Source organism: Nocardioides lijunqiniae, assembly GCF_015024225.1.
GTDB classification, from domain to species: Bacteria; Actinomycetota; Actinomycetes; order Propionibacteriales; family Nocardioidaceae; genus Nocardioides; species Nocardioides lijunqiniae.
Genome location: NZ_JACJGM010000025.1, coordinates 16,945 through 35,415, shown reverse-complemented (window position 1 = coordinate 35,415; position 18,471 = coordinate 16,945). Strand labels below are relative to the sequence as shown.

21 protein-coding genes are annotated in these 18,471 nt (G+C 72.4%); 7 read left to right on the top strand and 14 right to left on the bottom strand.

Annotated elements, in window-relative coordinates; genetic code table 11:
• Positions 1 to 19: 19 nt before the first annotated feature.
• From IRQ30_RS15585 to IRQ30_RS15565, 5 genes are all read left to right on the top strand, one after another.
• Positions 20 to 2,557 (top strand): bifunctional FO biosynthesis protein CofGH, encoded by a 2,538-nt coding sequence (locus IRQ30_RS15585; RefSeq protein ID WP_193613931.1) that lies wholly within the window; start codon positions 20 to 22, stop codon positions 2,555 to 2,557.
• Positions 2,558 to 2,833: 276 nt separating this feature from the next.
• Positions 2,834 to 3,922 carry a substrate-binding domain-containing protein gene (locus tag IRQ30_RS15580; protein WP_193613930.1) on the top strand — a complete coding sequence of 363 codons (1,089 nt, stop codon included), beginning with the start codon at positions 2,834 to 2,836 and terminating at the stop codon, positions 3,920 to 3,922.
• Between the two features lie 118 nt (positions 3,923 to 4,040).
• Positions 4,041 to 4,817 carry an ATP-binding cassette domain-containing protein gene (locus tag IRQ30_RS15575; RefSeq protein ID WP_193609530.1) on the top strand — a complete coding sequence of 259 codons (777 nt, stop codon included), beginning with the start codon at positions 4,041 to 4,043 and terminating at the stop codon, positions 4,815 to 4,817.
• Positions 4,818 to 4,839: 22 nt separating this feature from the next.
• Positions 4,840 to 6,114 carry a sugar ABC transporter permease gene (locus tag IRQ30_RS15570; protein ID WP_193613929.1) on the top strand — a complete coding sequence of 425 codons (1,275 nt, stop codon included), beginning with the start codon at positions 4,840 to 4,842 and terminating at the stop codon, positions 6,112 to 6,114.
• 9 nt (positions 6,115 to 6,123) lie between these two features.
• Complete coding sequence (locus tag IRQ30_RS15565; protein ID WP_193613928.1) at positions 6,124 to 7,344, top strand: ROK family protein; 1,221 nt, start codon at positions 6,124 to 6,126, stop codon at positions 7,342 to 7,344.
• Between the two features lie 120 nt (positions 7,345 to 7,464).
• On the opposite strand, the gene IRQ30_RS15560 is transcribed toward IRQ30_RS15565, so the two are convergent.
• The 3 genes from IRQ30_RS15560 to xylB are packed head-to-tail and all read right to left on the bottom strand — an operon-like array spanning position 7,465 to position 11,223.
• Positions 7,465 to 8,640 (bottom strand): ROK family protein, encoded by a 1,176-nt coding sequence (locus IRQ30_RS15560; protein ID WP_193613927.1) that lies wholly within the window; start codon positions 8,638 to 8,640, stop codon positions 7,465 to 7,467.
• A 2-nt stretch (positions 8,641 to 8,642) separates the two neighbouring features.
• Positions 8,643 to 9,809, bottom strand: coding sequence for a xylose isomerase (gene xylA, locus IRQ30_RS15555; protein ID WP_193613926.1), 1,167 nt, complete (start codon positions 9,807 to 9,809; stop codon positions 8,643 to 8,645).
• 28 nt (positions 9,810 to 9,837) lie between these two features.
• Positions 9,838 to 11,223 (bottom strand): xylulokinase, encoded by a 1,386-nt coding sequence (gene xylB / locus IRQ30_RS15550; RefSeq protein WP_193613925.1) that lies wholly within the window; start codon positions 11,221 to 11,223, stop codon positions 9,838 to 9,840.
• A 128-nt stretch (positions 11,224 to 11,351) separates the two neighbouring features.
• Here xylB and IRQ30_RS15545 point away from each other — a divergent pair, with 128 nt between their 5' ends.
• The gene (locus IRQ30_RS15545) at positions 11,352 to 11,495 is read left to right on the top strand and encodes a GPGG-motif small membrane protein (protein WP_167735937.1); all 144 of its coding nucleotides are present in this window, start codon (positions 11,352 to 11,354) and stop codon (positions 11,493 to 11,495) included.
• Between the two features lie 27 nt (positions 11,496 to 11,522).
• The gene (locus tag IRQ30_RS15540) at positions 11,523 to 12,317 is read left to right on the top strand and encodes an SDR family NAD(P)-dependent oxidoreductase (RefSeq protein ID WP_193613924.1); all 795 of its coding nucleotides are present in this window, start codon (positions 11,523 to 11,525) and stop codon (positions 12,315 to 12,317) included.
• 16 nt (positions 12,318 to 12,333) lie between these two features.
• Here IRQ30_RS15540 and IRQ30_RS15535 read toward each other — a convergent pair whose 3' ends face one another.
• Genes IRQ30_RS15535 through IRQ30_RS15485 form a run of 11 tightly spaced genes read right to left on the bottom strand, consistent with a single transcriptional unit; the run spans position 12,334 to position 18,335 of the window.
• A complete protein-coding gene (locus IRQ30_RS15535) occupies positions 12,334 to 12,720 on the bottom strand; it encodes a VOC family protein (RefSeq protein WP_193609522.1) in 387 nt (128 codons plus the stop codon).
• 18 nt (positions 12,721 to 12,738) lie between these two features.
• Positions 12,739 to 13,611: a TIGR03619 family F420-dependent LLM class oxidoreductase gene (locus IRQ30_RS15530; protein WP_193613923.1), complete on the bottom strand. Its 873-nt coding sequence runs from the start codon at positions 13,609 to 13,611 to the stop codon at positions 12,739 to 12,741.
• 37 nt (positions 13,612 to 13,648) lie between these two features.
• The gene (locus IRQ30_RS15525; protein ID WP_338089740.1) at positions 13,649 to 14,056 is read right to left on the bottom strand and encodes a hypothetical protein; all 408 of its coding nucleotides are present in this window, start codon (positions 14,054 to 14,056) and stop codon (positions 13,649 to 13,651) included.
• Between the two features lie 20 nt (positions 14,057 to 14,076).
• Complete coding sequence (locus tag IRQ30_RS15520; protein ID WP_193613922.1) at positions 14,077 to 14,286, bottom strand: hypothetical protein; 210 nt, start codon at positions 14,284 to 14,286, stop codon at positions 14,077 to 14,079.
• A 49-nt stretch (positions 14,287 to 14,335) separates the two neighbouring features.
• Complete coding sequence (locus IRQ30_RS15515) at positions 14,336 to 14,608, bottom strand: DUF7218 family protein (protein WP_193613921.1); 273 nt, start codon at positions 14,606 to 14,608, stop codon at positions 14,336 to 14,338.
• A gap of 38 nt (positions 14,609 to 14,646) precedes the next feature.
• Entirely contained in the window at positions 14,647 to 14,913 is a 267-nt protein-coding gene (locus IRQ30_RS15510; RefSeq protein WP_193613920.1) for a hypothetical protein, read from the bottom strand.
• Between the two features lie 46 nt (positions 14,914 to 14,959).
• On the bottom strand, positions 14,960 to 15,205 hold the full coding sequence (locus IRQ30_RS15505) for a DUF3618 domain-containing protein (protein WP_193613919.1): 246 nt from the start codon (positions 15,203 to 15,205) through the stop codon (positions 14,960 to 14,962).
• A complete protein-coding gene (locus tag IRQ30_RS15500) occupies positions 15,205 to 15,609 on the bottom strand; it encodes a phage holin family protein (RefSeq protein ID WP_193613918.1) in 405 nt (134 codons plus the stop codon). The genes IRQ30_RS15505 and IRQ30_RS15500 overlap by 1 nt, the downstream gene beginning before the upstream one ends.
• Positions 15,610 to 15,663: 54 nt before the next feature.
• Positions 15,664 to 17,247, bottom strand: coding sequence for a glutamine-hydrolyzing GMP synthase (gene guaA, locus IRQ30_RS15495; protein WP_193613917.1), 1,584 nt, complete (start codon positions 17,245 to 17,247; stop codon positions 15,664 to 15,666).
• Positions 17,248 to 17,256: 9 nt separating this feature from the next.
• Positions 17,257 to 17,964, bottom strand: coding sequence for a hypothetical protein (locus tag IRQ30_RS15490; RefSeq protein ID WP_193613916.1), 708 nt, complete (start codon positions 17,962 to 17,964; stop codon positions 17,257 to 17,259).
• On the bottom strand, positions 17,964 to 18,335 hold the full coding sequence (locus tag IRQ30_RS15485) for a PadR family transcriptional regulator (RefSeq protein ID WP_193613915.1): 372 nt from the start codon (positions 18,333 to 18,335) through the stop codon (positions 17,964 to 17,966). The genes IRQ30_RS15490 and IRQ30_RS15485 overlap by 1 nt, the downstream gene beginning before the upstream one ends.
• Positions 18,336 to 18,471 lie beyond the last annotated feature (136 nt).

Genomic DNA, 18,471 nt, shown 5'->3' with positions numbered 1-18,471 from the left:
CGCGCCTATCGTGGACGAGGTGACCGAGCTCCCCACGCCCCAGCAGGTCCGCCGTGCGCTGGCGCGGGCCGAGCGCGCGGCCGCCCTGGACGTCGCCGAGGCCACCGTGCTGCTCGCGGCCCGGGGCGAGGAGCTCGACCGGCTCACGGCCGCCGCCGCGCGGGTGCGCGACGCCGGCCTCACCGCCGCCGGGCGGCCGGGCGTCGTGACGTACTCCCCCAAGGTCTTCATCCCGGTCACCAAGCTGTGCCGAGACCGCTGCCACTACTGCACGTTCGTGGAGTCCCCCGGACAGCTGCGACGGGCCGGTCACGAGATGTTCCTGTCCCCCGACGAGATCCTCGACATCGCTCGCGAGGGCGCGTCGATGGGGTGCCTGGAGGCGCTCTTCACGCTCGGGGACCGCCCCGAGGACCGCTGGCCCGAGGCGCGCGAGTGGCTGGACTCGAAGGGCTACGACTCGACCCTCGCCTACGTCCGGGCGATGGCGGTGCGGGTGCTCGAGGAGACCGGTCTGCTCCCCCACCTCAACCCCGGCGTGATGTCGTGGGAGGAGATGAACCGGCTCAAGCCGGTCTCGCCCTCGATGGGGATGATGCTCGAGACGACGTCACGGCGGCTCTTCGAGACCAAGGGCGAGGCCCACCACGGCTCCCCCGACAAGGACCCCGCCGTGCGGCTGCGGGTGCTCGAGGACGCCGGCCGACTCTCGATCCCCTTCACCACCGGGCTCCTCGTCGGCATCGGCGAGACGCTGAAGGAGCGGGCGGAGACGATCTTCGCGCTGCGCAAGGTGGCGACCCAGTTCGGTGGCGTGCAGGAGGTCATCGTCCAGAACTTCCGGTCCAAGCCCGACACCGCCATGCGCCACGCCGACGACCTCCCGCTCGACGACTACCGCGCCGTCATCGCCGTCACCCGCCTCGTCCTCGGGCCCAAGGCCCGGGTGCAGGCGCCGCCCAACCTGGTCGACCTCGAGGAGTGCCGGGCCCTGCTCGACGCCGGCGTCGACGACTGGGGCGGCGTCTCGCCGCTGACCCCCGACCACGTCAACCCCGAGCGCCCCTGGCCCAGCCTCGAGCGGCTGACGGACCTGACCGCCCAGTGCGGCTTCGAGCTGCGGCCGCGGCTGACGATCCACCCCGAGTACGTCCGCGCCGCCCTCGACGGCGGCAGCCCCTGGCTGGACCCGCGGGTGTCGGCGCACGTCGCCGCGCTGGCGACCGACGACGGTCTCGCACGTCCCGGCGTACGACCGGTCGGGCTGCCGTGGCAGGAGCCCGACGGCGGCTTCGCCTCGGTCGGCCGCACCGACCTGCACACCGCCGTCGACACCGAGGGCCGCACCGAGGACCGCCGCTCCGACTTCGCCGACGTCTACGGCGACTGGGGCGCGGTCAAGGACGCCGCCGCGGGCACCGGCCGCGTCGACGGGGCCCCCGCGGTCCTGCACGCGGAGGGCGCCGAGGCGCTCCGGGCCGCGGAGGCCGACCCCGGCAACCTCTCCGACGAGCACGCCTACACGCTGATGACGGCGGAGGGCGCCCTGCTCGACCAGGTCACGCGCCTGGCCGACGACCTGCGGCGGGCGACCGTCGGCGACGACGTCACCTACGTCGTCAACCGCAACATCAACTTCACCAACGTCTGCTACGTCGGCTGCCGCTTCTGCGCCTTCGCCCAGCGGCGCACCGACGCCGACGCCTACAGCCTGTCCCTCGACGAGGTCGCCGACCGGGCGGCCGAGGCGTGGGACCTCGGCGCCACCGAGGTGTGCATGCAGGGCGGGATCGACCCCGAGCTGCCCGCCTCGGCGTACTTCGACCTCGTGACGGCGGTCAAGACCCGCGTCCCCGACATGCACGTGCACGCGTTCTCCCCGATGGAGATCGTCAACGGCACCGCTCGCACCGGCCTGTCGATCGAGGACTTCCTGATCAAGGCCCGCGAGGCCGGCCTCGGCTCGCTGCCGGGCACGGCCGCGGAGATCCTCGACGACGAGGTGCGCTGGGTGCTGACCAAGGGCAAGCTGCCCACGCGCACCTGGATCGAGGTCATCTCCACCGCTCACCGCGTGGGGATCCCGACGACGTCCACGATGATGTACGGCCACGTCGACAACCCGCGCCACTGGGTCAACCACCTGCGCGTGCTCAGCCGCATCCAGGACGCCTCGCTCGAGCACGGCGCCGCGCGCTTCACCGAGTTCGTGCCGCTGCCGTTCGTGCACACCTCCTCGCCCATCTACCTCGCCGGCGTGGCGCGGCCCGGGCCCACGATGCGCGACAACCTCGCGGTCCACGCGATGGCCCGGATCCTGCTGCACGGCCGGATCGACAACATCCAGACGTCGTGGGTCAAGCTCGGCACCGAGGGCACCCAGGCGATGCTCCAGGCCGGCTGCAACGACGTGGGCGGCACGCTGATGGAGGAGACCATCTCGCGGATGGCCGGCTCCGAGCACGGCTCCGCCAAGACGGTGGCCGAGCTCGTAGCCATCGGCGCCGGCATCGGCCGGCCGGTGCGCGAGCGCACCACGACGTACGCCGCTCGCTGACCGCGTCCCTCGCTCCCCGACTCCTGGCCACCCGCCCGTCGTCGCAAACGGTGTGTCGAACAACAAACCCCCGCCCGCCAGTTCGGCGCGAGCGCGCACCGGAGTACCGTCAAGAGCGGTCCAGACCAGCAACCACGGGGCTTAGGACACGTTCTGGAAACATTTCCTTCATTCTCTGGACGTGACTGCAGTCACTGCTTAAGTTGTGCGAGACAACAAACAGGCGCCCTTTTCTTCGGTGGAGGCGGCGCCCATCACCGCGAGGAGGCGGTTCGCGTGAAGCGAAAGCACAGTTTGGTAGTCGTCGGGCTCATGGGCGTCGCCCTGTCCCTGTCGGCATGCGGCAGCGACGACGAAGGCGGCAGCGACAACGGCGGTGGCGGTGGCGAGGCCGAGGGCAAGGTCGGCGTGATCCTGCCCGACACCGAGTCCTCGGTCCGCTGGGAGAGCGCGGACCGTCCGGCCCTGGAGGCGGCCTTCAAGGAGGCCGGCGTCGACGCCGTCATCCAGAACGCCGAGGGCGACGCGAACAAGATGACGCAGATCGCCGACACCATGATCGGCGACGGCGTGACCGTGCTGGCCATCGTGAACCTCGACTCCGAGTCCGGCGCCGCGATCCAGGAGAAGGCGAAGGCCGCGGGCGTCGCGACCATCGACTACGACCGCCTGACCCTCGGCGGCAGCGCCGAGTACTACGTCTCGTTCGACAACACCAAGGTCGGCGAGCTGCAGGGCCAGGGTCTGGCCGACTGCCTGGGTGAGAAGGACGCGAACATCGTCTACCTCAACGGCTCGCCCACGGACAACAACGCCACGCTCTTCGCCGAGGGCGCGCACAGCGTCCTCGACTCGATGACCAGCTACAAGGTCGTCGGCGAGCAGGCTGTCCCCGACTGGGACAACGAGCAGGCTGCCACGATCTTCCAGCAGCTCTACACCGCCGCTGACGGCAAGGTCGACGGCGTGCTCGCCGCCAACGACGGTCTCGGTGGCGCTGCCATCGGCATCCTCGAGGGCGCCGGCCAGGCCGGCAAGGTCCCGGTCACCGGCCAGGACGCCACCGTCGAGGGTCTGCAGAACGTCCTCGCCGGCACGCAGTGCATGACGGTCTACAAGTCCGCCACGCAGGAGGCCAACGCCCTCGCCGAGACCGCGATCGCGCTCGCCAAGGGCGAGGACGCCGAGACCACCGGCACCACGGTCGACTCGTCCGACCAGAGCGAGGTCCCCTCGATCCTGCTCGACCCGCAGTCCATCACCAAGGAGAACGTGGGCGACGTGATCGAGGACGGTGGCCAGAAGGCCGAGGACGTGTGCACGGGCGACTTCGCCAAGCTGTGCACCGACGCGGGCATCTCCTGACCGTCTGAACCACCGCAGACCGCCCTCGTGGGGCGGACCTGCTGAGCGGCGCCCGGGCCGGACCATCGGTCCGGGCGCTGCTCGTTCTCACCCATCGACTACTGAGGAGTCCGACCTCATGGCACAACCGCTGCTCGAGCTGCGCGGGGTCAACAAGAGCTTCGGCGTGGCGCACGTCCTGCACGACGTCGACTTCGCCGTCTACCCCGGCCAGGTGACCGCCCTCGTGGGCGACAACGGCGCGGGCAAGTCCACGCTGGTCAAGATCATCGCCGGCATCTACGGCCGGGACACCGGTGACTACCTCTTCGACGGCCAGGCCGTCAACGTCCACGGGCCGCGCGACGTCGCCGCCCTCGGCGTCGAGGTCGTCTACCAGGACCTCGCCCTCTGCGACAACCTCGACATCGTCGAGAACATGTTCCTCGGCCGCGAGGAGACCCGCGGCATCGCCCTCGACGAGGTCTCCATGGAGTCCCGCGCGCGCGAGACCCTCGCCTCGCTCTCCGTGCGCACCGTGAAGTCGGTCCGCCAGAGCGTCGCCAGCCTGTCGGGCGGCCAGCGCCAGACGGTGGCCATCGCCAAGGCCGTCCTGTGGAACTCCAAGGTCGTGCTGCTCGACGAGCCCACCGCGGCGCTCGGCGTCGCGCAGACCCGCCAGGTCCTGGACCTGGTCCGCCGGCTCGCCGACCGCGGGCTCGGCGTCGTGCTGATCTCCCACAACATGGGCGACGTCATGGAGGTCGCCGACCGCGTCACCGCGCTCTACCTCGGCCGCGTGGCCGCCGACGTCCACGTCGAGGAAGTCACCCACGGCCGGATCGTCGAGCTCATCACCGCCGGACGCTCCGGGGACCTCGGCATCGCCGAGAACCCCGCGACCGCGACCGTCTGACCAGGACCGGAGAAATCTCATCATGACCGTCGAATCCGACACCCCCGCGAAGAGCAACGAGGGCGCCTTCGCGAGCGACAACCGTCAGGCGGTGACGATCGGCGACTCAGCGCGCGACTACGTCAACCGCCTCCGTGGCGGCGACATGGGCTCGCTGCCCGCCATCCTCGGACTCGTCGTGCTGTTCGTCGTCTTCTCGTCGCTGCACGACCGCTTCCTCACGACGTACAACCTGGCCAACCTGGTCGTGCAGGCCGGCTCCATCATCGTCCTGGCGATGGGCCTGGTCTTCGTCCTGCTCCTGGGCGAGATCGACCTGTCCGCCGGCGTCGCGGGCGGCGCCTCCGCGACGATCACGGCGCTGGTGCTGATCGACCACGACTGGCACTGGCTCCTGGCCACCATCGCCGGTGTCGTGGTGGGTGCCCTCATCGGCGTCGCGATCGGCTCCCTGGTCTCGCTCCTGGGCATCCCGTCCTTCGTCGTGACCCTCGCCTTCTTCCTCGCCCTGCAGGCGGTCCCGCTGAAGCTCATCGGCTCCGGCGGCTCGCTGCGCTTCAACAACGAGGTGCTGCGCGGGCTCTCGATCAAGAACGTCCCGGTGACCGCGGGCTGGATCGCGGCAGGGGTCATCGTCGTCGGCTTCGCCGCGCTCACCCTGTGGCGCTACCGGTCCCGCTCAGCCAAGGGACTGGTGCACCAGCCGCTCCCGCTGGTGATCATCCAGATCGTCGTCCTCGCCGTGATCGTGCTTGGCCTCACCGCCCTGCTCAGCGCCAACCGTGCGCCGAACCCCAACCTCTTCAACATCAGCGGCGTCCCGTGGGTGCTGCCCGTGGTCATCGCGCTGCTGCTCTTCTGGACGTTCGTGCTCACCAAGACCCGCTTCGGTCGGCACCTCTACGCCGTCGGCGGCAACGCCGAGGCCGCGCGCCGCGCCGGCATCAACGTCACCCGGATCAGGATCTCCGCGTTCGTGATCGGCTCCTCGATGGCGGCCATCAGCGGCATCCTGTCGGCGTCCTACACGGGCAAGGTCTCGCCGGGCTCCGGTGGCGGCAACGAGCTCCTGTACGCCGTGGCGGCTGCCGTCATCGGCGGCACCAGCCTCTTCGGCGGCCGTGGTCGTGCCATCGACGCCGTCATCGGCGGGCTCGTCATCGCGACCATCCCCAACGGGCTGGGCCTGCTCAACCAGGCGGCGTACATCAACCTCCTCGTGACCGGCGGCGTGCTGCTGCTGGCCGCGAGCGTGGACGCCATCTCGCGCCGTCGTCGCTCCGCGGCGGGCGTCTAGGCCGACCTCATGAGCCGTCAGCGCTCCGGTCTCGGGACGAACCAGGAGGGGGTCCGGCGCCACAACCTGGGCACCCTCCTGCGTCACGTCCACCGCGCGGGCACGATGTCGCGGGCCGACCTGACCCTGCAGATGGGGCTGAACCGCAGCACCATCGCAGGGCTGGTCGGCGAGCTGGAGTCGCTCGGCGTCACGGAGCGGGCTCTGCCCGCCCAGCCCCGCACCGGCGCAGGTCGGCCCTCGGCCGGCGTGGGCCTCTCGCGCAGCGGACCGTTCGTCATCGCGGTCGACCTGGGCGTCGACCGCGTCGTCGTCGCCCGGGTCGGCCTCGGCGGCGCGGTCCAGCACCGCGCGACCGCACCGATCGTCGGCGGCGAGGCCTGGCAGGTCGGCGGCACGGTCGCCACCCTCATCCGCCAGGTCGTGGCCGACACCCCGGACGACGCCCCCCTCGTCGGGATCGGCGTCAGCGTGCCCGGCATGGTGCGCCGCAACGACGGCCTGATCCGGCTGGCGCCCAACCTGGAGTGGCACGACGTGTCGTTCGGGTCGATCATCCTGGCCGCGCTCGGCGTCGACGTCCCCGTCCTGGTGGCCAACGACGCCGACCTCGGCGCGCTCGCCGAGCACTACCGCGGCGCGGGTCTGGGCATCGACGACCTCATCTACGTCTCCGGCAACGTCGGCGTCGGTGCCGGTGTCATCACCGGCGGCTTCCGGCTGGAGGGCGCCGGCGGCTACTCCGGCGAGGTCGGCCACCTCAGCTTCAACCCCTCCGGGCACCCCTGCCACTGCGGCAACCGTGGCTGCTGGGAGACCGAGGTCGGCGCCCACGCGATCGCCGCCGCGATCGGCTGCCCGCAGGAGCAGGTGGCGCAGCTGGGCGAGGTGCTCGAGGGCTTCCGCGAGCCGACCCCCGAGCTGCGCGTCATCGGCACCCACCTCGGCCACGGCCTGGCCAGCATCGTCAACGCCTTCAACCCGCGCGTGGTGGTACTCGGCGGCTACTTCCGCGAGCTCTTCCGCCTCGTCCGCACCGACGTCAACGCCGCGCTGGCGGAACGGGCCCTGCCCGCTCCCCTGGAGTCGGTCACGCTCACCCTCCCCGGCCTCGGCGCCGACTCGGTGCTGCTCGGCGCGGCCGAGATCGCCCTCGAGCCGCTCTTCGTCGACCCGGTCGCCGGCCTGCACACCGCGATCACCGGCGTCGGCGCGAAGCTAGCGGGCTGAGGCGCGGCGCGCTCCTCGGGGCGGGAGTTTCGCCGGTCGACCGGCGATTCTGATGCTTCTGGGGCAGAGTTTCGTCGGTCAAGGTCCAGTTTCGCCGGGCGACCGGCGAAACTCCCCGCGTCAGCCGACCGGAACGTCGCCCGAGAACACGCCCTCGAGCGCGAGCTCGGCGGCGCCGAGGGCGGCCGCCTCCATGCCGAGGGTGCTGAGGCGCAGCTCGGGGCGGCGCTGGGCGGCCGAGGGCAGGCGCTCGTCGAGGGAACGGCGGGCCGGGGCGAGCACGTGCTCCCCCAGAGGGACGAAGTAGCCGCCGAGGACGACGACCTCGGGGTCGAGCACGTTGGCCAGGACCGCGAGGCCCAGGCCGACGTCCTCCCCCAGCCGGGCCAGCGCCTCGCGCACGGCGGGGTCGGCGGGGGCACGCGCGGCCACGGCCTGGGCCGAGCGCAGCGGGGTGGCGAGCTCCGGCATGCCGACGGCGGTGAGCATGGCGTGCAGGCCGACCGAGGCCTCCCAGCAGCCGCGCCGGCCGCAGCCGCACCGGGCGGTGGAGTCGCCGATCGGCATGTGGCCGACCTCCCCCGCGAAGCCGGTCGAGCCGCGCTGCAGCCGACCGTCGCTGACGATGCCGGCGCCGATGCCGACGGTGCCGGTGAGGTATAGCGCGTGGGCGACCCCGGTGGCCGCGCCGTGGTGCGACTCGGCGTAGGCGGCGCAGTTGGCGTCGTTGCCGACGGAGACCCGGCAGCGCCCGTCGAGGGCCGCCTCCACGTCCGCGGCCAGGCCGGTCGCGTCGAGGTTGGGCGTCCAGGCCACGGAGCGGTCGTCGCCGCGGACCAGGCCCGGGACGGCGACCATCGCGCCGACGAGCCGCCCCCCGGGCTCGCGTCGTACGACGTCACGCGCGAGCTCCAGCAGCGCCGGGAGTCGCGCGGCGTCGGTGGCGGGCCGGGTCTCGCTCAGGCGGACCCGGCCGCCCAGGTCGAGCAGCACCGCCGACACGTAGTCGACGTTGAGCTCCAGGCCCAGCCCCAGCAGCCCGCCACCCGTGAGGGTGACGGGCCGGCCGGGACGGCCGCGGCCGCCCGGCACGGAGTCCGCCTCGTCGACCGCGGCGGCCTCGGCCAGACCCCCGACGATGACCCCGACCGTGGCCTTGGCCAGCCCGGTGCGCTTGGCGAGCTCCGCGCGGGTGGCGGGACCGTGCATGCGCAGGCTCCGGAGCACCAGCGAGGTGTTGCGTCGCCGCAGCCCCTCGGTGCTGGCCGGCTGGTCGGAGCCGATCGCGGGGCCCATCGTCAGCCGCGGACGCCGTACAGGTGCTCGAGGGCCAGCTGGTCCAGGCGCTCGAAGCCGGCGTCGCGAACGGCGAGGGCCTCGACGTCGGGCAGGTCCCAGTCCTTCAGCTGCTCCCAGGTCTCGCCGTCACCCAGGGTGGGCTGGGCGAGCTCGGGCAGGGCCGCGGCGGCCAGGGCCTCCTGCACCTCCGGGTCCGCACGGAAGGCCTGGGCCTTCTCGCGCAGGATGAGGTAGTTGGTCATGCAGGCCTCGGCCGAGGCCCAGACGCCGGCCTCGCCCTCGGTGCGCGCCGGCTTGTAGTCGAAGTGGACGGTGCCGTCGTAGCCACCAGCCAGCAGGGTGTCGACGACCCAGAAGGCGCCGCGCACGTTGCCGGCGCCGAAGCGCAGGTCCTGGTCGTAGCGGGGACCGTGCTGGCCGTTGAGGTCGATGTGGAAGAGCTTGCCCTGCCACAGCGCCTGGGCGTAGCCGTGGGCGGCGTTGACGCCGGCCATCTCCTCGTGCCCGATCTCCGGGTTGACGCCCACCAGCTCGGGGCGCTCCAGGGTCTCGATGAAGGCCAGCGCATGCCCGATCGTCGGCAGCAGGATGTCGCCGCGCGGCTCGTTGGGCTTGGGCTCGATGGCGAACTTGAGGTCGTAGCCCTGGTCGACGACGTACTCGCCGAGCAGGTCGAAGGCCTCCTTGTAGCGGTCCAGCGCGGCGGAGACGTCCTTGGACGCGCCGTACTCGGAGCCCTCGCGGCCGCCCCAGGCGACGTAGATCTCGGCGCCGAGCTCGGCGGCGAGGTCGATGTTGCGCATGACCTTGCGGATCGCGAATCGGCGCACGTCGCGCAGGTTGGAGGTGAAGCCGCCGTCCTTGAACACCGGGTGGGTGAACAGGTTCGTGGTCGAGGTCGTGACGACCAGGCCGGTGTCGGCCAGGCCCTTCTTGAAGCGCTCGATGATCGCGTCGCGCGAGGCGTCGTCGCTGCCGAACGGGATCAGGTCGTCGTCGTGGAAGTTGACGCCGTAGGCGCCGAGCTCGGCGAGCTTCTCCAGCGCGTGCACCGGGTCCATGGGCTCGCGGGTCGCCTCGCCGAACGGGTCGCGGCCCTGCCAGCCGACGGTCCACAGGCCGAAGGAGAACTTGTCCTCGGGGCGAGGGGTGGGGATCTGGGTCATGGTGGTGCCTCTCGTGTGCGGGGTGGGTTCAGGACCAGGAGTCGGTGCGGTCGCGGAGCGCGGCGTAGGTCTCGCGCACGCGCGGGGTGGGGTCGGCCTCGAGCTCGACGGTGTCGGCCAGGGCCCAGTCGGGCGGCGCGCTCTCGCCGGACAGCGCCCAGGCGGCCTGCCGGGCGGCGCCGCGGGCGACGTACTCCCCCGGCGGCGGGAGCGTGACCGGGCGGCCGAGGATGGCCGGGGCCAGGGCTCGTACGGCGGCGCTGCGGGTCGCGCCGCCCACCATCAGGACCCGCCGGGGCCGGTCGCCGGTCGTGGCTGCCAGGTGGTCGACGGCGTCGGCCAGCGAGCAGAGCAGGGCCTCGAAGGCCGCCCGCGCGAGGTCCTCGCGGGTGGTGGTCTCGGTGAGGCCGGTCCAGGTGCCGACGGCGGAGGGCCGGTTCGGGGTGCGCTCGCCGCCGTAGTAGGGCAGCACGGTCACGCCTCGCGCGCCGGGCTCGGAGCCCATGGCGAGGTCGGCGAGCGCGTCGAGGTCGACGCCGAGCCACCGCGCCTGGAGCGCGAGGATCCGGGCGGCGTTCATGGTGGTGACCATCGGCAGGTAGCGGCCCTGCGCGTCGGCGAAGCCCGTGACGGTGCCCGTGCCGTCGGCGACGGGGGTCGCGCTCACCGCGGACGCGACGCCGGAGGTGCCGATGGAGATGAGGACGTCGCCGGGGCCGAGGCCCATGCCGAGTGCGGCGGCCATGTTGTCGCCGGTGCCGGGGCCGACGACCTGGCCGGCGGCGGTTTCGGCGGCCGCCGAGCCGTCGGGGGCGACGCGCGGCAGGGCCGGCTCGTGGCCGAGGGCCGCAGCGGCAAGGTCGGGGCGCCAGTCACCGCTCGTGGCGTCGAAGTAGCCGGTGCCGGAGGCGTCGCCGCGGTCGGTGAAGGCGGCGGTGCCGGGAGCGCTGGCGTGCCGCGAGACGTAGTCGTGGGGCAGCAGCACCTCACGCACCCGGGCCGCGGCGTCGGGCTCGTGGTCGCGCAGCCAGCGCAGCTTCGTGGCGGTGAACGACGCGACCAGGACGCTGCCGACGGCGCTCGCGCAGGCCTCGGAGCCGCCCATCTCCTCGACGAGCGTGCGCGCGGCCTCCGCCGAGCGGGTGTCGTTCCACAACAGGGCGTCGCGCACCGGCTCGCCGTCGTCCCCCAGGGCGACCATCCCGTGCTGCTGGCCGCCGACCGCGAGGGCGTCGGCGCGCTCGGCGAGCCCGACCGTCGCGTCGTCGTAGGCCGCGAGCCACGCTCGTGGGTCGACCTCCGTGCCGTCGGGGTGTGGCGCGCTGCGCTCCGCCACCACCGTGCCGTCAGCGGCGTCCACGAGGACCGCCTTCGTCGACTGCGTCGAGGAGTCGACACCCAGCACCAGAGCCATTCCCCCATTAAGTACGAGACTCGAACTTAAGTCAACCCCCGACTGACTACGCCGCGTCCCGGCGGGGTACTGACATGCTGGAACATCGGACGACCGCGTCCGAGCACCACCTACGCAAGGAGCACCACATGGGCTTCATCCTCTGGATCATCGCGGTGATCCTGGTCATCGCCGGCATCTTCCAGCTCTTCAAGGGCGAGACCCTCTGGGGCGTCGTGCTGATCATCGTCGGCCTCGCCGTCGGCCCGGGTGGCTACAGCATCTTCAAGTAGCCGGGCGGCCCCGCGTACGGTCGAGCCATGCGCATCGACCTTCGCGGCAAGGCTGCCCTCGTCACCGGTTCCACGCAGGGCATCGGCCTCGCGATCGCCCACGGGCTCGCGCAGGCCGGTGCCCGCGTCGGCATCAACGGCCGGTCCACCGAATCGGTGGCACGCGCGATCGCCTCCCTGCGCGAGACGCTCCCGGACGCCGACCTGGTCGAGGTCGTCGCCGACGTGACCACCGAGGAAGGCGCCGCCACCGCGGTGGCCGCGCTCCCGGACGTCGACGTCCTGGTCAACAACCTCGGCATCTTCGAGTCGCGGCCCGCGCTGGAGATCACCGACGAGGAGTGGCGTCGCTACTTCGACGTCAACGTCCTGGCGGCGGTGCGCCTCACCCGCGAGCTCCTGCCTGCGATGACCGAGCGAGGCTGGGGCCGCGTCCTCTACATCGCCAGCGACTCGGCGGTCGTCACGCCCGTCGAGATGGTGCACTACGGGATGTCGAAGACCGCGCTGCTCGCGGTCTCGCGCGGCTTCGCCAAGGCCGCCGCCGGCACCGGCGTGACGGTCAACTCGGTGATCGCCGGCCCCACCCACACCCGCGGGGTGGAGGACTTCGTGCACAGCCTGGTCGGCGACGACCTCGAGTGGGACGAGGCCCAGCGTCGCTTCATGCGCGAGCACCGCCCGCAGTCCCTCCTCCAGCGGCTCATCGAGCCCGAGGAGATCGCGAACATGGTGACGTACCTCAGCTCGCCGCTGGCCTCGGCGACCACCGGTGCCGCCGTGCGCGTCGACGGTGGGTACGTCGACGCGATCCTGCCCTGAGGCCGCCGACGACGACTCAGTCCTCGACGACGACCTCGACCTCGAACCCCTCCGAGCTCTCGACGTAGAGCGCGACGTGCCGGTCGCCGCCCGCGTGCGGGTAGCGGTCGGCGAACAGCTCACGCCAGCCGTGGGCCGACGACTCGGCGCGCAGCCGGTCCAGGCGCTCGCGGCTCTCCACGTGCAGCGCGAGGTGGTTGACCCCCGGCCGGAGCCGGTCGTGCGGCTCGGGCACCTGGTCGGCGGACCGCTCGAGGAACAGGTAGGTCCCGTCGGGGTGCACCCAGGAGGAGCCGGGGATGTCGATCTCCCAGGCCAGCTCGCCGAGCAGCCAGCCCCACTCGTCGGCGGCCAGCAGAGGGTCGGAGACCCAGAGGTCGAGGTGATGGATCGCGCGCGCCATGCTGCACCTTAAGGCGCGTCAGCCGGCCGGCGTCAGGGGGACGATGACGTCGGCGGCGAAGCGCTCCATGCCGTCGATCTTCTGGGCCAGGGTCGCGTCGAGGCCGTGGTAGTAGGCCCACGGCATGGTCCAGACCTCGGTCACCCCGCCCTCCTCGGCGGCCACGAAGTGCTCCGGCAGGAAGGCGTCGGACAGGGCGGTGATGACCTGGAAGTCGCCGGTGGCGCCCTGCTCGTCGCGGACCTCCTGGAGCCGGCGCGCGTGGGCGACGGCCTGCTCGACGGTGTAGATGTCGCCCACCCAGCCGTCGTGCCGGGCGGCGCGGGCGAAGGCGACCTCGGAGAGGCCGCCGACGTAGATGGGGATCGGAGCCGCGGGCGAGGGGTTCATCATCATCCGGGGCGCGGAGTAGAACTCACCCTCGAACTCCGTCCAGCCCGGCTGCCACAGCGCCTTCATCAGGGCCAGGCCCTCGTCGGTACGACGCCCGCGCGTCCGGAAGTCCTGGCCGAGCAGCTCGAACTCCTCCCGGCACCAGCCGATGCCCACTCCCAGCGCCACCCGGTCGCCCGACAGCACCGCCGCGGTTCCGACCGTCTTGGCGACCTGGAAGGGGTTGCGCAGGGCGTTGACGTAGACGCTGGTGAAGAAGCGGACCCGCGTGGTCACCGCCGCCAGCGTCCCGATCAGCACCCAGGGGTCGGGCCACTCCGAGTCGGTGTCCCACCGCCGCTTCCCGTCCGGGGTGTAGGGGTAGGGCGTCTCCAGCACCTCGAGGTCCACGACGTGGTCGGGCACGGAGATGGCGTGGTAGCCGAGCTCGTCGGCGGCCCGGGCCAGCGGCACCAGCTGGTCGCACGGCTGGAACGCAGTGACGATCGAGAAGCGCATGGCCGGAGCCTAGCGCCGAACTAGAACCTGTTCTCGTTCACTCGCCCGGTCGGGACTCGTGGTGGGGCCGGCCGTGGGTACGCCGGTCCTCCTTCATCTCCGACTCGAAGAGGTGGCGCCGGCCCTGCACGAGCTCCTCGCGCGCCGTGCGCTCCAGGTCGCGGAACACCGACCAGTAGTGGTCGTCGTAGTCCTCGACGATCTGGAAGGACCAGCGTCCCTCGAGCACGTTGCGGCCGACCAGCTCCTGCTCGACCCGGTCGGCCAGGTCGACGTGCCCGGCCTCGCGGAGCTCGTCGACGGCATCGCCCAGGGTCAGGTCGGCGGTGCCGCAGAGCCGGTGGAAGGCGTAGAGGTGCCCGCGGGCGTGCTCGACGGCCTCCAACGCCTCGGACAGCTTGCCCAGGGCGCTGACCGTCTCGTCGGAAACCCCCTCGGGGCGCACGTGCGCGGGGTCGGGCCCGGTCAGGACAGGACCTCCGAGGCGCGCACGGCCCCGTGGCGCGACTCGATCGCGTCCGCCAGCTTGGCGATGTCGTCGTCGGAGAGGTCGACCCCCACCTCGCCGGCGCCCTTGCGGAGCTCCTCCGCGACGGTGCCCTCGGTCGCACCGTCCTGCCACGAGGTGACGCGGTCGACGACGGCCTGCACTGCTTCCAGCTTCTCGTTCTCCATGGGCCCCGGTACCCCGGCCCGCGCAGGAGCAGTCAGAGTGATCGCTCGCTCAGTGGTGGCGCAGCGCGTCGATCAGGTCGTCCTTGGTCATCGACGAGCGGCCGCCGATGTCGAGCTCCGCGGCCCGCTTGCGCAGGTCGTCGACCGTCCAGTCGTCGTAGGACCCGGACTCCCCGCCCTTCTGGCCCACCGTGGAGCGGGACGAGCTGGCGGCGGCGTTGGCGATGCGCGCCGACTTCTCCTTGCTGTTGCCCTCGTCGCGGAGCTTCTCGTAAAGCTCGCCGTCCTTGACGCTGGGACCTGGCTTCTCGTCGGCCGGCATGGCGACTCCCTTCGGTCGGTCGGTGGCGACCGCCCCGGTCAGGGGGCGGGGTTGATCGAGGTCTCGTGCCGCACCTTGTCGGCGGCGGCCGAGGCGACGTCGGTGACCTTCTCCTTGGCGACGTCCGCGGCCGCGGCGGCCTGGGTCGCGACGGCCTCGGAGGCCTTGTGCGACGCGGACTGCACCTTGGGGTTCTCGGCGATCTTCTGCGCGCCGGAGCGGATCTGCTCGTAGCGACCGCGACCGGCCTTGGCGCCGAGGACGTAGCCGACGCCGGCTGCGACGAGGAGGGGGATCTTCTTCATGGTGTTGCTCCTTGGATCGGGGGTGAGGTGAGGAGGTGGTACGACGTCAGCGGCGGCGGCGCCACACGACGAGGGCGACCAGGACGGCCGCAAGGGCGGCCCCGGCCAGGACATCGGGGCGGGGCGAGCCGTCGGCCGTGGTGGCACGAGCCTTCAGCTCGTCGACCTTGCCCCGCGCGCGGGACTTCACGTCCAGGCGGTCGTGCAGGGCGTCCACCGTCTCGGCGAGCGCCTCACGCTGCCGCGCGATGTCGGCCTCGAGCTGCTCGGGGGTGCTTCCGTTGCTCGACATCAGTGCTGTCCCTTCACGACGGCGACGTCTTCCTTGACGCCGGCGATCGCCCGCTCGGGCGCCGCCGGCGTGGCGGTCTGGATCTCCTTCTTGCCCCGCAGGGCGACGACGCCCGCCGCGGCGAGCAGCACCGCGGCGACGATGAGCGCGGCCGCCCAGGCGGGCAGGACGAGGTCGAGGGCGAGCACGGCCGTGGCGACCAGGGTCGCGGCACCGAAGAGCGCCAGCAGCCCGGCCGCACCGAACATCCCGGCGCCGATGCCGGCGCGCTTGCCCTTCTCGGCGAGCTCGGTCTGCGCGAGGCGCAGCTCGCTGCGGACCAGCTCGGGGATCTGCTCGGACAGGCGGTGCACCAGCGCGCCGAGTGGCTCCTCGGACGCCGGAGGGGTGGGTGCGTGGCTCATAGGGGTCCGGTGCCCGGACCTCGACCCGGCAAACGCGTCAGACCCTCCGCGCGGTCACTCCCACTCGATGGTGCCGGGGGGCTTGGAGGTGATGTCGACGGTCACCCGGTTGATCTCGGCCACCTCGTTGGTGATGCGCGTCGAGATGCGCTCCATGACGTCGTAGGGCAGCCGGGCCCAGTCGGCGGTCATGGCGTCCTCGGACGTGACGGGCCGCAGCACGACCGGGTGGCCGTAGGTGCGGCCGTCGCCCTGGACGCCGACGGAGCGCACGTCGGCGAGCAGCACGACCGGCATCTGCCAGATGTCGCGGTCCAGGCCGGCGCGGGTGAGCTCCTCGCGCGCGATGGCGTCGGCCTCGCGGAGCAGGTCGAGACGCTCGCGGGTCACCTCGCCGATGATGCGGATGCCGAGGCCGGGGCCCGGGAAGGGCTGGCGGTGCACGATCTCGGCGGGCAGCCCCAGCTGCTCGCCCATGAGCCGGACCTCGTCCTTGAACAGCGTCCTCAGCGGCTCGACGAGCTCGAACTCCAGGTCGTCGGGGAGTCCGCCGACGTTGTGGTGGGACTTGATGTTGGACGCGCCCGCTCCCCCGCCGGACTCCACGACGTCGGGGTAGAGGGTGCCCTGCACCAGGAAGGCGACCTTGTCGCCGTCGTCGCCGGACACCGCGTCGGAGAGGATCTCGGCCTCGGCGGCCTCGAAGACCCGGATGAACTCACGTCCGATGACCTTGCGCTTGTCCTCGGGGTCGGTGACGCCGGCCAGTGCGTCGAGGAACTGCTTCTCGGCGTCGACGACCTTGAGGTCCACTCCGGTGGCGGCCACGAAGTCGCGCTCGACCTGCTCCGTCTCGCCCTTGCGCATCAGCCCGTGGTCGACGTAGACGCAGGTGAGCCGGTCACCGATGGCGCGCTGCACGATCGCGGCGGCCACCGCGGAGTCGACGCCGCCGGAGAGGCCGCAGATGGCCTGGCCCCGGTCGCCGATCTGGGCGCGGATCGTCTCGATCTGCTCCTCGACGATGTTGACCATCGTCCACGTCGGCCGGCAGCCGGCGATGTCGAGCAGGAAGTGCTCCAGCACGGCCTGGCCGTGCTCGCTGTGCATGACCTCGGGGTGCCACTGCACGCCGGCGAGCTGGCGCTCGACGTGCTCGAACGCCGCCACGGTCGCGCGCGCCGAGCGGGCGTTGACGGTGAACCCCTCCGGCGCCGCGACGACCTCGTCGCCGTGAGACATCCAGGACGTCAGGGTCGGCGGCACGGCGGCCAGCAGGGTGCCGGCCTCGAGCACCTCGACCTCGGTGCGGCCGTACTCGCGCTGGCCGGTGTGCGACACCGTGCCCCCGAGCGCCTGCGCCATCGCCATGAAGCCGTAGCAGATCCCGAAGACCGGCACCCGGCCGTCGACGAGCTCGGGGTCGAGCTGCGGCGCGCCCGGCGTGTAGACCGACGCGGGGCCGCCGGACAGGATGATCGCCTTGGGCTTGCGCGCCAGCATCTCGGAGACCGGCATGTGGTGCGGCACGATCTCGGAGTAGACCCGCGCCTCGCGCACGCGCCGTGCGATCAGCTGCGCGTACTGCGCCCCGAAGTCGACCACCAGGACCAGATCGTGCTCCGCGGGCTGCGTCATGACCGCAGCCTATCGAGCAGGGAGCCCGCCCTCGCGCGGTGGCTGGGACCCCGAGACCAGGCGTCGCGCGGCGAGCACGCCGGCGGAGCAGAGGCCGACCACGATGCCGATCTCCGCGAGGACCACGGCGGCGGCGCTGCTGTAGCCGGTGGCGCTGGCGAGGAGCATCGCCGGGGCGATGCTGAGCAGTCCGCCGGCCACCAGCAGGACTCCCGTCAGGAGCACGATCCGTCCCGCTTGGGCACGGAAGCGGTAGCGCCACCACACCGCCGACAGCGCCGCGGTGAGGCAGACGGCCGCGGCCAGGCAGTGCAGCCCCAGCGCGACCAGGCCCTGCTGCGCGTAGGTCGCCGAGGTCTGGTCCATCAGGTCGACGCCGATCGGGTACACGGTCGCCAGCGAGAGGGCCGCACCGACGGCCGCGCCGACGAGGACGGTGCCCAGGAGGCCGGCGTCGGTCAGGGGCGGGTCCGGCAGGAGCAGCTCGCGCGGCTCGACGCCGTCGGCGTCGGCGACCTCGGACGCGAAGTCGGCGGGGTCCACCGCGACGAGCTCCTCGACCGTGGCGCCCTCGGCCACCGACGAGGCGAGGTCGCGCTCGAGGGCGGCCCGCAGGCGGTCGCGGTCGGCCCGCGGGACCGCCGCGCGCTGCCAGTAGTAGTCCACGACGTCCACCCAGGCCGTGAGCCTGGGGTCCAGCACCCGGTCGTTCGTCATCATGTCCCGCTCACCACTCCCTGGTCCCGTCGCGACGCCACGACGGCGCCGACGACCTCGGTCGTCTGCTCCCACTGGTCCATCCACGTCGCCAGGGCGGCCCGCCCCTCGGCGTTGATCGCCAGGACGTTGCGCGCGGGCCCGCCGCTGCCCGGCTCCAGCCGCTGGTCGAGCTGGCCGCTCTTGCGGAGCCGGGTGACCAGCGGGTAGATGCTGCCGTAGCTGGCGTGGGAGAACCCGTGGTCGCGCAGGCGCTGCACGATCCCGTAGGCGTGCATCGGGGACTCGTCCAGCACGGCGAGGACGCACATCTCCAGCACTCCGTGCATCAGGCGGGACTCGCGAGCCGCAGGTGCCGGATTCGACGTCATGCGACGCACGCTACCTTGCATCACCAGTTAGCGGAAGAGGCGCCGTCGCCAGGGCACACCAGAGCCCGGCCGGGGAGGGAGGTGGCCGGGCCCTGGACGTCCACGTCACTGAGAGCAGCAGTGCCTGGACCAGCGG